The sequence below is a fragment of the Aliirhizobium wenxiniae genome, assembly GCF_019511445.1.
Taxonomy (GTDB): Bacteria; Pseudomonadota; Alphaproteobacteria; order Rhizobiales; family Rhizobiaceae; genus Neorhizobium; species Neorhizobium wenxiniae_A.
Window position 1 is genome coordinate 231,333 of the sequence record NZ_JAEUAN010000003.1, and the last position, 13,111, is coordinate 244,443.

General features: G+C 59.8%; 11 protein-coding genes and 1 riboswitch. Of the genes, 6 read left to right on the top strand and 5 right to left on the bottom strand.

Annotated elements, in window-relative coordinates; genetic code table 11:
• Positions 1 to 69: 69 nt before the first annotated feature.
• From JNB91_RS05275 to JNB91_RS05300, 6 genes are all read left to right on the top strand, one after another.
• Positions 70 to 522 (top strand): response regulator, encoded by a 453-nt coding sequence (locus tag JNB91_RS05275; RefSeq protein ID WP_220324473.1) that lies wholly within the window; start codon positions 70 to 72, stop codon positions 520 to 522.
• A gap of 102 nt (positions 523 to 624) precedes the next feature.
• Positions 625 to 1,020, top strand: coding sequence for a VOC family protein (locus JNB91_RS05280; RefSeq protein WP_220324474.1), 396 nt, complete (start codon positions 625 to 627; stop codon positions 1,018 to 1,020).
• A 224-nt stretch (positions 1,021 to 1,244) separates the two neighbouring features.
• A riboswitch (TPP riboswitch) is annotated at positions 1,245 to 1,350 on the top strand.
• Positions 1,351 to 1,389: 39 nt separating this feature from the next.
• Positions 1,390 to 2,400 (top strand): thiamine ABC transporter substrate binding subunit, encoded by a 1,011-nt coding sequence (thiB, locus tag JNB91_RS05285; protein WP_220324475.1) that lies wholly within the window; start codon positions 1,390 to 1,392, stop codon positions 2,398 to 2,400.
• Positions 2,401 to 2,422: 22 nt separating this feature from the next.
• Complete coding sequence (gene thiP / locus JNB91_RS05290) at positions 2,423 to 4,042, top strand: thiamine/thiamine pyrophosphate ABC transporter permease ThiP (RefSeq protein ID WP_220324476.1); 1,620 nt, start codon at positions 2,423 to 2,425, stop codon at positions 4,040 to 4,042.
• Complete coding sequence (locus JNB91_RS05295) at positions 4,035 to 4,742, top strand: thiamine ABC transporter ATP-binding protein (RefSeq protein ID WP_220324477.1); 708 nt, start codon at positions 4,035 to 4,037, stop codon at positions 4,740 to 4,742. Before thiP ends, JNB91_RS05295 begins: the two co-directional genes overlap by 8 nt.
• A 316-nt stretch (positions 4,743 to 5,058) precedes the next feature.
• On the top strand, positions 5,059 to 6,477 hold the full coding sequence (locus tag JNB91_RS05300; RefSeq protein ID WP_223218070.1) for a M48 family metalloprotease: 1,419 nt from the start codon (positions 5,059 to 5,061) through the stop codon (positions 6,475 to 6,477).
• Positions 6,478 to 6,503: 26 nt separating this feature from the next.
• Here JNB91_RS05300 and JNB91_RS05305 read toward each other — a convergent pair whose 3' ends face one another.
• The 5 genes from JNB91_RS05305 to JNB91_RS05325 all read right to left on the bottom strand — a co-directional run bounded on the left by JNB91_RS05305 (position 6,504) and on the right by JNB91_RS05325 (position 12,702).
• Entirely contained in the window at positions 6,504 to 7,370 is an 867-nt protein-coding gene (locus JNB91_RS05305) for an RNA polymerase factor sigma-32 (RefSeq protein ID WP_220324479.1), read from the bottom strand.
• Between the two features lie 279 nt (positions 7,371 to 7,649).
• The gene (locus JNB91_RS05310; protein WP_220324480.1) at positions 7,650 to 8,225 is read right to left on the bottom strand and encodes a CarD family transcriptional regulator; all 576 of its coding nucleotides are present in this window, start codon (positions 8,223 to 8,225) and stop codon (positions 7,650 to 7,652) included.
• 404 nt (positions 8,226 to 8,629) lie between these two features.
• On the bottom strand, positions 8,630 to 8,968 hold the full coding sequence (gene fdxA, locus JNB91_RS05315; RefSeq protein ID WP_220324481.1) for a ferredoxin FdxA: 339 nt from the start codon (positions 8,966 to 8,968) through the stop codon (positions 8,630 to 8,632).
• 185 nt (positions 8,969 to 9,153) lie between these two features.
• Positions 9,154 to 9,579: an RNA-binding S4 domain-containing protein gene (locus JNB91_RS05320; RefSeq protein ID WP_220324482.1), complete on the bottom strand. Its 426-nt coding sequence runs from the start codon at positions 9,577 to 9,579 to the stop codon at positions 9,154 to 9,156.
• Between the two features lie 6 nt (positions 9,580 to 9,585).
• Positions 9,586 to 12,702 carry a helicase-related protein gene (locus JNB91_RS05325; protein ID WP_220324483.1) on the bottom strand — a complete coding sequence of 1,039 codons (3,117 nt, stop codon included), beginning with the start codon at positions 12,700 to 12,702 and terminating at the stop codon, positions 9,586 to 9,588.
• Positions 12,703 to 13,111 lie beyond the last annotated feature (409 nt).

Below are 13,111 nucleotides of genomic sequence, written 5' to 3' on the forward strand. Positions count from 1 at the left end.
CGTTTGGTGCCTGTCCGATTGCTAAAACACGCGATCGGCCAGACCCGAGATGAACTCTGGAGATGTCCAATGCTGACAAGTGTATCGCGTCGTCGGCTGGCAAGTGAGGCGATGAACCAGCGTGTATTGATTATCGAGGATGAGTTTCTGATAGCGCTCGACGTGGCGGACACGATCGAGAACATGGGATTGAAGGTCGTGGGGCTGGCAAACGCCCGCAAGCATGCCCTATCGCTTGCCGCCCATGCGGATATCGCGCTCGTCGATGTCAACCTCGCCGATGGCAGGACGGGACCGGAGATCGGCCGCGAACTTGCCGAACAATACGGCCTGACCGTCGTCTTCATGACCGGCAACCCGGAAGATGTCGCGGACGGCATCGAAGGCACTCTCGGCGTCCTGACAAAGCCCGTCATGCCGGAAGTCGTCGAAAAGACGATCAGTTACGCGATAGCCAATCGCCTCGGCGGCATGGCCATCGTCCCGCGCGAACTCAAGGTTTTTCGCGGAAACGCACACTGAGCTGAAATTCCGGCATGGACTTGTCGGATCCTTGCCGCATCTTTCGTCCTTGGAGGAAAGACGCCAACCGATGGCGTCCTTTAATCAAGGAGGAATATCGACATGCGGATGATTTTCGTGAACCTGCCGGTGGCGAATCTTCAGGCTTCGACGGCGTTTTATACGGCCCTCGGTTTCAACAAGAATCCCGATTTTTCCGATGACACCGCGACCTGCATGGTCGTCAGCGAGCAGATCTATGTGATGCTCCTCACCCACGACAAATTCCGCATGTTCATTAATGGCGATATTTCCGATGCCAGAAAGACGAAGGAAGTACTAAACTGCCTTTCCGCCTCGAGCCGCGACGAGGTCGACGACTTCAAGGCAAAGGCACTTGCCGCCGGCGGCGGTGAATGGAAGCCCAATATGGAAATGGGCCCGATGTACGGCTGCAGCTTCCAGGATCTCGACGGCCATGTCTGGGAAGTCATGTATATGGATATGTCCGGCGGGTAATCCGCGGCAATTGCGCCTTACCCATAAAAGCCCCCTCCCAACCCTCCACAGAAGGGGGAGGGCTTAATCCGGACGTCCCGCCTATGCTCTTGAAAGCAAGCGGGTGCGGCAGCCTTTCTCCCCCCTTGTGGGGGAGATGGCCGGCAGGCCAGAGGGGGAATTTCCACGGGCAGAACGATTACGTCCCCCTCTTGCCAGCATGAAGCGAGACCGGTAAATCTTTGCACGCTCTAACGGGGTGCCCTGCGTATGCAGGGCTGAGAGGCTCAACGCCAACCCGCGGAACCTGATCCGGCTAACACCGGCGGAGGGATTAGACGGCTCGCAACCAGCGCCTATTCCCCATATCGACATTTTGAGGAGGCGCTGATGCGCGGGATTTCGACTTTTCTTCTGGCCGCCACGGCCGCGGTTCTTGCCCCCTTTGCCGCTAAGGCTCAGGACAAGACGCTCACCGTCTATACCTATGAGAGCTTCACCTCAGACTGGGGTCCCGGCCCGAAGATCAAGGCCGAGTTCGAAAAGACCTGCGCCTGCACCGTCAATCTTATCGGCGTTGCCGATGGCGTGGCACTTCTGACCCGCCTCAAGCTGGAAGGCGAAGGATCTGAGGCCGATATCGCGCTTGGCCTCGATACCAGCCTGATTTCGGAAGCCAAGGCGACCGGCCTGTTCGAGGCAAACGGCATCGAGAAAAGCGCAGTCAAGGTTCCCGGCAATTACGCAGACGACACCTTCCTGCCCTATGACTACGGCCACTTCGCCGTCATCTACGATACGCAGACAATCAAGACCCCGCCGAAGAGCCTGAAAGACCTAATCGAAGGTGATACCTCGCAAAAGATCGCCATTCAGGACCCGCGCACCTCGACACCAGGCCTCGGCCTGCTGCTCTGGGTCAAGGCCGTCTATGGCGACAAGGCGCCGGAAGCCTGGGCGAAACTCAAGGACCGGGTTTTGACCGTCACTCCCGGCTGGTCTGAAGCCTATGGCCTATTCACCAAGGGCGAAGCGCCGATGGTGCTCTCCTACACGACCTCGCCCGCCTATCACATGGTCGAGGAAAAGACCGATCGATATCAGGCTGCAAGCTTTTCGGATGGCCATTACATCCAGATCGAAGTCGCCGGCATGCTGAAACACGCCAAGGACAAGGATCTGGCAAAGAGCTTCCTGACCTTCCTGATATCGCCGGCCGCACAGGATATCATCCCGACCACCAACTGGATGATGCCGGCCGCCGCCACATCTGCACCGCTGCCGGATGCTTTCGACAAGCTGGTAAAGCCGGCAAACACGCTGCTGATCGGCTCCGACGAAGTGGCGAAGAACCGACAAGCTTGGATCGACGAATGGCTGACCGCCATGAGCCGCAAGTAACACGACAACTGGGATATCGCATTTGCTGACGGCTGCTGAAAGACGACGCGGCATCGGGGCCGGCCTCACCGTGCTTGCCGCCGTCCTGCTGTTCGTCGGCACTGCGGTCGCAACGCTGCTGGCCTGGGATGGCGATCAATCGGCATCCCGGCTTTTCACTTCTTATACCTGGAGCATTCTGCGTTTCACGCTTCTTCAGGCGGCACTCTCGACATTGCTGTCGGTCGCCTTCGCTATTCCGGTAGCACTTGCGCTTGCCCGCCGCCCCCGCTTTGCCGGCAGAACCTGGATCCTTCGCCTCATGGCCCTGCCCATGGGCCTGCCGGCTCTCGTCGGCGCGCTCGGCCTGCTCGGCGTCTGGGGCAGACAGGGCGTGATGAACGGCTGGCTCAACACCGCCGGACTGGAACAGCCGGTCAGCGTCTACGGCCTTTCCGGCATCCTGCTCGCCCACACATTCTTCAACATCCCGCTTGCCGTGCGCCTGCTGCTTGCCGTGCTTGAGCGATTGCCGGCGGAATACTGGCTTCTCTCCGCCAGCCTTGGCATGAAACCAGTCTCGATCTTCCGTTTTGTTGAATGGCCGGCGCTTGCGCGTGTTGTGCCCGGCGTCGCGGGGCTGGTCTTCATGCTCTGCGCCACCAGCTTCACCCTAGTTCTCGTGCTTGGCGGTGGACCGGCCGCGACCACGCTGGAAGTGGCCATCTACCAGGCTCTGCGTTTCGATTTCGATCCCCCGCGCGCCATCGCGCTCGCCTTCCTGCAGATTGCGCTGACCGCAGCCGTAATCGCCCTCATCGCGCTTCTCCCGGCGGCGACCGATACGGTGAGGACCGCAGGCCGGAAGGTGCTGCGCCTCGACGGACGCTCGGCCGCGTCCCGCCTGTGGGATGGGCTCATCATCGCCGCCGCCGTGATCTTCGTCGCCTCACCGCTGCTCTCGGTTCTGGTCGCCGGCCTCCGGGCCGATCTCTGGAAACTTGTCAACGGACCTCGCTTCATCCAGGCAGCAACCACAAGCCTGATAATCGCCGTGACAGCCGGCGTGATCGCAGTGACCGCTTCACTCGCGATCATCACGGCCCGGCAGGCGATAAAGGACCGACGCGATCCCAATCTTGCCGAAAGACTGCTCTCGATCTCGCTCGCCGGCACATCTTCGCTGGTTCTCGTCGTACCTCCGATCATTCTCGGCACAGGCTGGTTCCTTGTGCTTCGGCAACTCGGCAATGTCGCACCTTTCGCCCCATATCTCGTCGCGATCATCAACGCCATGATGGCGCTACCCTTTGCCGTAAGGGTGCTGGAGCCGGCGCTGCAAGACCATCGGCATCAGACGGCACGGCTGGCCGCAGCACTCGGCGTCACGGGTCCGGCCAAATGGCGGTTGATCGATCTTCCCGTCCTGACGCGCCCCGTCCTCACTGCCCTGTCCTTCGCCATGGCGCTTTCGCTTGGTGATCTCGGCGCGGTTGCCCTGTTCGGCTCCAGCGACCTCGTCACCCTGCCCTGGCTGGTCTACAGCACGCTATCGAGCTACAGGACCAATGATGCGGACGGGCTGGCGCTAATCCTCGGTGCAATCTGCCTTGCCCTGACCATTCTCGGCACTGCCGGCCAGAAGGAACACAAGCATGCATGACGGCATCGTGCTGGAACAAGTCGCCCTGAAGCTCGGCACCACAAGCTTCGATTTCGATTGCCGTATCGAAACTGGCGCCATCACTGCCATCGCCGGCCCGTCGGGCGCGGGAAAATCGACGCTGCTCAATCTCATTGCCGGTTTCGAGCGCCCGCAATCCGGCCGCATCCTCATTGCTGGAACCGACCAAACCGTGAGCCATCCTTCGAAAAGGCCGATCTCGGTGGTCTTTCAGGATCACAACCTCTTTGCCCATCTCGACATTTTCACCAATGTCGCGCTGGGCATCAGCCCGTCCATGCGGCTTTCCTCAACAGACAGGGACAATATCGAAACCGCGCTGTCGCGGGTCGGCCTTGCCGGCTTCGGCAAGCGCATGCCCGGTTCCCTGTCCGGTGGAGAGAAACAACGCGCCGCCTTTGCGCGCGCCCTTGTGCGGAACAAGCCGGTCCTGCTTCTGGACGAACCTTTCGCTTCGCTTGACGCCGACCTGCGGCTGCAGATGGCCGATCTTCTCCTCAAACTGCACCACGAAACGGGAAACACGGTCGTGATGATCACCCACGACCGCGAAGAGATCGCCCGCGTGGCGGATCGCGTTGTCAGGGTGGAAGCTGGGCGAGTTATCTCGAACGAGGCGACGATGGACTATCTTCCGCGATTTGCCGCAGCCGTTTCGCCCCCTTCCGGCTCTATGTGAACGAAAGTCATCAAGCGTGCGTGACCACCGCCACAATTTGGACGTGGCCCGATGGCATCGGCGTTCAAGTTTATTTTCTTTTCATACCCAGTGGACGATACATATTCATTTAGGAATATCTGTGCAGTTGGCGCGAAAGACGGTAAGCGACAACAGGCGGAAGACGAGGCCAGACGCGACGGCAGGATGCCGAAGTGTAATTCCGGAGATGATAGTGCAGGCGAAGACTGTAAAGACGGATCGTGCCAGGTGGCCGAAATTTTGGCAGCGTAGCCGCGCATTCCGTTCCGCAGCCACGCTCTTTTTCGCCACCTCGATGCTTTACGGCTGCCAGTCGATCTTCGATCAGGCCTATACGCCGAATGTCTCGCCGTCGGAAAACCCGCAGACTGTCGATCAGGTACAGAAGAACGACCCGCGTGCGGCCATGGGCGCCCGCGAACACCCACGTATCGTCGCAAGCTACGGCGGCGAATATCGCGATGCGAAGACCGAACGTCTCGTCGCCCGCATCACCGGTGCGTTGACGGCGGTGTCGGAAAACCCGACCCAGTCCTTCCGCATCACCATCTTGAATTCTCCGGCAATCAACGCTTTCGCGCTGCCGGGCGGTTATCTTTATGTCACCCGTGGCCTCCTGGCGCTCGCCAACGATGCCTCGGAAGTGGCAGCCGTGCTGTCGCACGAAATGGGCCACGTCACCGCCAATCACGGCATCGAGCGCCAGAAGCGCGAAGAGGCGGAAGTCATCGCCAGCCGCGTCGTCGCCGAAGTTTTGTCGAGTGATCTCGCCGGCAAGCAGGCGCTTGCCCGTGGCAAGCTGCGCCTCGCCGCCTTCTCCCGCCAGCAGGAACTGCAGGCGGACGTGATCGGCGTGCGTATGCTCGGTGAAGCCGGTTACGATCCTTACGCGGCCGCCCGCTTCCTCGATTCCATGGCGGCCTATGCGCGCTACTCCGCCGTAGACCCGGATAACGACCAGAGCCTCGACTTCCTCTCCAGCCACCCGAATTCGGCCCAGCGCGTCGATCTCGCCCGCCGCCACGCGCGTGCCTTCGGCCAGGAAGGTGTCGGAGACCGCGGCCGGGACTATTATCTTGCCGGCATCGACGGCCTTCTTTACGGTGACAGCCCGCAGGAGGGCTATGTCCGCGGCCAGACCTTTCTGCATGGCAGCCTTGGCATCCGTTTCGATGTGCCCGCCGATTTCAGGATCGACAACAAGGTCGAGGCTGTGCTCGCAACCGGACCCGGTGAAAGCGCCATCCGTTTCGACGGCGTTGCCGCCGGCGACAACAATAGCCTGACCAATTACCTGACAAGCGGCTGGGTCGCCGGATTGCAGCCGGAAACCGTGCGCGAGACGACCGTCAACGGCCTTCCTGCGGCAACGGCCCGAGCCTCCGCCGAACGCTGGGATTTCGACGTCACCGTCGTGCGGCTCAACGATCAGATTTTCCGCTTCCTCACGGCTGTGCCCAAGGGAACGACGACGCTGCAATCGACCGCCGATACGCTGCGCAACAGTTTCCGCCGCATGACCCCGGCCGAAATTGCGTCCCTGAAGCCTTTGCGTATCCGCATCGTCACGGTCGGCCCGAGCGACACGCTGGCATCGCTCTCCGGGCGCATGATGGGGACTGATCGTAAACTTGACCTGTTCAAGCTCATCAACGCGCTGCCGGCCGGCGCGACGGTGTCGCCCGGCCAGAAGATGAAGATCATTTCCGAATAAAGCGGTGAAAGCTCACCGCCCGTCATTCAGCAGGCGGCAGCGGCCATCTGCGGATTGGCAGAAACGAGTGCGGACTTCAGCTTTTCGATCGCGCGGCTTTCGATCTGGCGCACGCGTTCCTTCGAAATGCCGAGCTCGGTACCAAGCGCTTCGAGCGTTGCACCGTCATCCGTCAGCCGGCGTGCGCGAATGATTTTCTTTTCGCGATCGTTGAGCTTGGTCAGCGCGCCCTGCAGCCATTTCAGCCGGCGCTCACCGTCGATCATCCCTGAAACCTGCTCGTCGGGAAGCGGCTCGTTGCTTTCCAGCATGTCGAGACGCTCGCCGCTGTCGGAATCGCCGGCAATCGTCGGAGCCTGCAGCGAGGCGTCATTGGCGGAAAGCCGTGCATCCATCGTCTGCACGTCGTTGACGCTGACCCCAAGCGCAACCGCGATTTCCTCATGGATAGCGCGGGCGGTCAGATTGCTGTCGCCCCGTGCCAGCTTGGCGCGCAGACGACGAAGATTGAAAAACAGAGCCTTCTGCGCCGAACTGGTGCCACCGCGCACGATCGACCAGTTACGCAGGATATAGTCCTGCATCGAGGCACGGATCCACCAGCTGGCATAGGTCGAAAAACGCACATCGCGCGCCGGCTCGAACCTTGCCGCCGCTTCGAGCAGCCCTACATAACCTTCTTGTACGAGGTCGCTCATCGGCAGACCGAAGCCGCGAAACTTCGATGCCATGGCGATGACGAGACGCATATGGGCAAGCGCGATCTGGTTGCGTGCGTTCTGGTCCTGGCCGTCTTTCCAGCGGACGGCGAGATCCCGCTCCTCTTCTCGGGCGAGATAGGGAGCCGACATCGCTATCTTGATCATTGCGCGGTCTGCGGACATGGCTGTCATCGTCTTCTCCGTCAACGGTTCTGATATGACGATAAACAGCTGGGAGACAGGCAAATGGCCGCCGAAAAGAACGCCCTTGCAAGTTCTGACTGCTGCTCTCGCCCCCTCTTGTGAAACGACCGGGATATCCTGGCCGCAATCAATTCAGACGGGAACCGAGGGCAGCGTTACGCAGCATTCAGTTCGCCGTTCCGGCGGGTTAACGCGGCAACGGCGCAGAAGTTCCAATAAAAAACCCGGCTCAAGGCCGGGCTTTTTATTATCGCAATTTCGCGTAAATCAGGCAGCTTCTTCTTCCTGCGCGTCATCCTCTTCGAGGCTCTTGCCACGCTTCGGACCCTTGGCGAGATTGACTTCGACAAGGCGAACCGCTTCGGTGTCCGACATCTTGTTGACGGCTGCGATTTCACGAGCCATCCGGTCGAGGGCAGCTTCATAAAGCTGACGCTCGGAATAGGACTGCTCCGGCTGGTTTTCAGCGCGATAGAGATCGCGGACAACTTCAGCGATGGAAATCAGGTCACCGGAATTGATCTTGGCATCATATTCCTGGGCGCGGCGCGACCACATGGTACGCTTCACGCGGGCCTTGCCCTGTACGACCTTGAGCGCACGCTCGACGAAATCCGTTTCCGAAAGCTTGCGCATGCCGATGGCGACGGCCTTTGCAACCGGAACCTTCAGGCGCATCTTGTCCTTTTCGAAGTCGATTACAAAAAGCTCGAGCTTCATGCCAGCAACTTCTTGCTCTTCAATCGCGGTAATCGTACCAACGCCATGAGCGGGATATACGATCGATTCGCCGGTCTTGAAGCCCTGGCGAGCCGGGGAATTCTTTTTCTGCTGAGTCGTCATTCGTTTCAAAAACTCCCTTCTACTCACCCACATCTGGGTCAGGGGAAAGCCGGGTCTGTCAGGCCCGGATGAGACGGGGGAAACCGTCGGGTCACTCCATACTGGTCCGACAAAACGCGCGCGAAAAAACAAATCCCATCGCTGAGCTGCGACCGACAACATGAAACGAGTTTATGTCTCGGAGAGCGCGTGTGATTGATCTGTGCTTTCGTGATGTTTTTTGGGCACGCGAGTGCCGCCTTGTGGAACAGTATTGCTTGTCTACCACAAAAAAGTGCGGAAATCAATAATTTGCTTCACCGAGTCCGCAAAGCAACATCATAGCGCCCTGCCTATGAAAGCAGCAACGCTTGAATGCCGCCTGCGACAGCAAGGCAGGCGCATGCCGGGCTGATCGTCTGGGCTCAGTCGCCCTTGCCCGGTTCCGGCGAGAAATACTTCTCGTACTTGCCTTCTTCGCCGTCAAGTTCCTTGGCGCCTTCCATCGGATCTTTCTTGATCGTGATGTTGGGCCAGATCTGGGCGAATTCGGCATTGACCTTAAGCCACTTGTCCAGCCCCGGCTCGGTATCGGGCTTGATCGCCTCGGCGGGACATTCGGGTTCGCATACGCCGCAATCGATGCATTCGTCGGGGTGAATGACGAGAAAGTTCTCGCCTTCATAGAAGCAATCCACCGGGCAGACTTCGACACAGTCGGTATATTTGCAGCGGACACAGTTATCGGTCACGACGTAAGTCATGAAGCACTCCACATCAACGCGTTGATCAGGCCCGACTGGAACCATCAGGCCAATCGCCGGACGTGAAACGCAACCGCTGGAACCAGAGGCGGGCTATCCGGCATTTTCGAATGTGACCTAAAGCCTTTGCTTTAGCTTAGCAAGGATAAAGCTTTCCGAAAAAGCGTCGCGAGAGGGCAGGTTTTCTAATCATCGCCCCAACCGATGTCGGAACCGCCCACATCAGGAAACAGCCGGTCGGTCTCCCGCCGCTCTTTCTTGGTCGGTCGCCCCGAACCTTTCACGCGTTGCGCCTGTTCGAATGCGCTCATCCGCTCGACCTTTTCGCGCGGCGGGGTAAGGTCCTCGTAGAGCTGTTTGGCCTCTTCATAAGGGCCGCGCCGTTCGCCGCCGGATTTGACGACCAGGATCAGGTCACGCCGATCGAGCGCAATTTCAACCCTGTCACCGACTTTCACCTGAAAGCTCGGCTGGCGGATCGAAGTCCCGTTCACTTTCACATGGCCTGAATTGAGCAGGCCCTGGGCGAGTGATCGGGACTTCACCATGCGGGTGAAGAAAAGCCATTTGTCGATGCGTTGCCGCAAATCCGCTGATGGCTTTTCGCTCATAACCCTTTACTTCTTCATCTGCTCCTTGAGGGCAGCGAGCTTGGCGAACGGAGAATCCGGATCGAGCGGCTTTTCCTTGCGCGGCGGCTTGGCCTCGAAGCGATTGGGCTGATTGTTCTTCTGCCCGCCGCGTTCCGGACGCGGACCACCCTCGTTGCGCTCGCCGCGGAACGGACGATCGCCCTGCGGACGCTTATCCCCCCGACGGTCGTTGTTGCGATCGCGACCCTGGCCTTCGCGCTTGTCCTGCTCACCGCCACGGCGGCTGTCACGACGATCGCCATCACGGCGGCCCTGCGAAGCATTTTCGCCACCGGCATTGCGCTGGCCACCACGATCACCGCCACGGTCTCCACCATGCCCACGACGCTCGCCCTGCGGACGGCCGCCACGCTGGTTGTTTTCACGGCCACCGCCCGGACGCCACAACAGAACCGGCTTCGGCTCTTCAGCTTCCGCGACAGCTTCAACCGGCGCATCGGCAGATGCTTCAGCTGCAGCAGGCTCGGAAACGGCTTCTGCCGCAGCGGCTTCGGCAACAGCTTCCGTCGTCGTTTCCGGCTGGGCTTCCGCAGTTTCGGTCTCAGCGTCTGCCGTCTCTTCAGCGACAGGTGCGTCCGCCGAAGCGGTCTCATCTGTAACTGCGGATGCTGCGGCAGGCGCTTGGGCAGCCAGATAGGCCTGAGCCTCTTCCGCCGTCACGCTGTCGGCGCGATAGCCGAGACCCTTGAGGATTTCTTCCATATCGTCCGGTGTTGCACCAAGGATCGACAGCATGGCCGTCGTCGTGGTGAAGCGGCGACCGTCATAGGCGCCTTCCGGACGCGGCGTCGCACCCGGCTTCCACTGCAGCAGCGGACGGATTAGATCGGCGAGACGCTCGAGAATATCGACGCGCACCGCACGCTTTCCGAGGAAACGGAAACCGGCAAGCTTGTAGAACATTCGCTCATAGGACGGATCGGCAACCACCGACGTACGTCCTGCGGCAAGCGCCGGAATAAGATCGCCGTAGCCCGGCTTGTCGAGACCGTCATTCTTCAGCGCCCAGAGCAGCGTGATGAGTTCGGCCGGAGCCGGCTTCAACAACGCCGGCATGAAGACGTGGTAGGCGCCGAAACGGATGCCATAGCGGCGCATCGAAGCGCGAGCGTCCTGATCCAGGGATTTCACATCATCGGCAACATCACGGCGGAACAGAACGCCGAGATTTTCGACGATCTGGAACGCCAGGCCCTTTGCGAGACCCTGCAGATCTTCAGCACGCGACAGGTCGTCGAGCGGCTTCAGAACGGTTGCAATGTGATGATTGACGAAGCGCTCGATACGAGCGGCCACGTGTTCGCGGGCATTGCCGGTCAACTGTTCGTCCGACAGCAGGATGACGCGCGGACGCATGACATGGTCGCTTGCCGCAAGACGGGCAACCGGATCGCCGAGCCAGCGCACGAAGCCATCGGACCCGAGGGCGAGATCGTTATTGCCTGACGCGTAAAGACGGGCGGCGCGCGCCTCGAACTCCAGCGCAAGCGCCTTCTGTGCGGCGGCCTGAACAGCCTTGGCATCCGGTCCTTCGGTCCCCGAGACCGGAGTAAAGCGGAATCCCGCCAACTGTCCGACGTGATGTCCTTCGACAAACACATCGCCATTCACACTGATTTCTGCTTCCAGCATCGCATTCTCTCTTAGGCGCCTCATGAGCACAGATGTCCTGCGATCAACAAAGCGTTTCGTCAACCTTTCATGTAGCGCGTCCGACAACCTATCCTCGATTTCCCGTGTCTTTTCTTGCCAGTGTGTCGGATCGGCAAGCCAACCGGGTCGGTTTGACACATAGGTCCAGGTTCTGATCTGCGCGATTCGGGCAGATAGGGTATCGATTTCGCCGTCGGTGCGGTCGGCCCGGCGAACTTGCTCCGACATGAAGTCTTCGTTCACCGTGCCGCGACGCACAAGATCGAAGAAAAGCGTCGAAATGAGGTCCGCATGCTGCGCGGGCGCAATTCTTCTATAATCGGGAAGCGCGCAGGCATCCCATAACTTTTCCACCCGCTCGGGGCTGCTGACGATATCCTTTACCTCAGGATAGCGGGACAGATAGTCGAGTGCCTGGCTGTCGGTAGCCGGCAAAGCACGTGTCAGCCCCTGCACCGTCGGATTGGCATCAAGGCTGCGTCGCAACTCGTTCAGCGACGAAAAATTCAGGTTTTTCGAACGCCACTGCAGCACTTTCACGCTATCGAAGTGATGCCCTTCGATCCGCTCCACCAATTCATCATCGAACGGCGCGACCTGCCCGGTGACCCCGAACGTCCCGTCACGAAGATGCCGCCCGGCGCGCCCGGCAATCTGCGCCATTTCGGCAGGGTTGAGATTGCGGAACTGGTATCCGTCGAATTTCCGGTCCTGCGCAAAGGCGACATGGTCAACATCGAGATTGAGACCCATGCCGATCGCGTCGGTTGCGACCAGATATTCGACATCACCTTCCTGATAGAGACCGACCTGGGCATTGCGGGTGCGTGGGCTGAGCGCTCCGAGCACGACAGCCGCTCCGCCGCGCTGACGGCGGATCAATTCGGCGATCGCATAAACCTCGTCGGCAGAAAACGCGACGATCGCGGTTCGCTGCGGCAGGCGCGTGATCTTTTTCTGGCCGGCATAAAAGAGTTGGGACAGGCGAGGTCGCTCGACGATCGTGATACCCGGCAGAAGATTTTCGAGGATAGGCCGCATGGTGGCGGCCCCGAGCAGAAGAGTCTCGTCACGGCCGCGTAAGTGCAGGATACGATCGGTAAAGATATGTCCGCGCTCGAGATCCCCGGCAAGCTGCACCTCGTCGATCGCAACGAAGGAGGCCTTCGTCTCGCGCGGCATCGCTTCCACGGTGCAAACCGAGTAGCGCGCCATATGCGGGGTGATCTTTTCTTCGCCGGTGATCAGCGCAACATTGTGATGCCCGACCTTTTCCACCAGTCGCGTATAGACTTCACGCGCAAGCAGCCGAAGCGGCAGGCCGATCACACCGGATCCATGCGCCACCATGCGCTCGATCGCGTAATGGGTCTTGCCGGTATTGGTGGGTCCAAGCACGGCGGTTACGCCACGCCCGCTAAAAATCATGGGCTGAGAATTCAAAGCGAAGTTCCGCGTCTAACCAACGTCAGGCGAAGTTTTCGCCCAAAGTTCGAGAACACATGGCGACGCATCGCGACAAACGCAAGAAGAAAGACGTTGGAAGCGGTTGAAAACCGGGCCTGCCCGCGCTTTGGAACAAACGCGAACGAATCGGCGACGAATCGAAGACTCGCGGGATTCATGCTCCGTTCTCACAACATATAGGCATCCGACAGAGACAAGCACTCCATATTGTGTTCATGCCCAATCCGCGATGATTCCCGATCAAAATGCCTGGAGGACTCGCATTGCCTGAAGAGTCAATTGCCGGCGACTCGAGATTTTTTCGGTGATCACAATTCGTCTGCATCGTCCGACGCCCTTTAACAGCCGGTAACAAGGAGTGAGAACAAGG

Excerpts from the sequence above, each read along its gene's own strand:
- JNB91_RS05325 (WP_220324483.1), bottom strand. The coding sequence starts at position 12,702 with ATGATTTTTAGCGGGCGTGGCGTAACCGCCGTGCTTGGACCCACCAAT.
- JNB91_RS05275 (WP_220324473.1), top strand. The coding sequence starts at position 70 with ATGCTGACAAGTGTATCGCGTCGTCGGCTGGCAAGTGAGGCGATGAAC.
- thiB (WP_220324475.1), top strand. The coding sequence starts at position 1,390 with ATGCGCGGGATTTCGACTTTTCTTCTGGCCGCCACGGCCGCGGTTCTT.
- fdxA (WP_220324481.1), bottom strand. The coding sequence starts at position 8,968 with ATGACTTACGTCGTGACCGATAACTGTGTCCGCTGCAAATATACCGAC.
- JNB91_RS05305 (WP_220324479.1), bottom strand. The coding sequence starts at position 7,370 with ATGACAGCCATGTCCGCAGACCGCGCAATGATCAAGATAGCGATGTCG.
- JNB91_RS05310 (WP_220324480.1), bottom strand. The coding sequence starts at position 8,225 with ATGACGACTCAGCAGAAAAAGAATTCCCCGGCTCGCCAGGGCTTCAAG.
- JNB91_RS05320 (WP_220324482.1), bottom strand. The coding sequence starts at position 9,579 with ATGAGCGAAAAGCCATCAGCGGATTTGCGGCAACGCATCGACAAATGG.
- JNB91_RS05280 (WP_220324474.1), top strand. The coding sequence starts at position 625 with ATGCGGATGATTTTCGTGAACCTGCCGGTGGCGAATCTTCAGGCTTCG.
- JNB91_RS05300 (WP_223218070.1), top strand. The coding sequence starts at position 5,059 with ATGCTTTACGGCTGCCAGTCGATCTTCGATCAGGCCTATACGCCGAAT.
- JNB91_RS05295 (WP_220324477.1), top strand. The coding sequence starts at position 4,035 with ATGCATGACGGCATCGTGCTGGAACAAGTCGCCCTGAAGCTCGGCACC.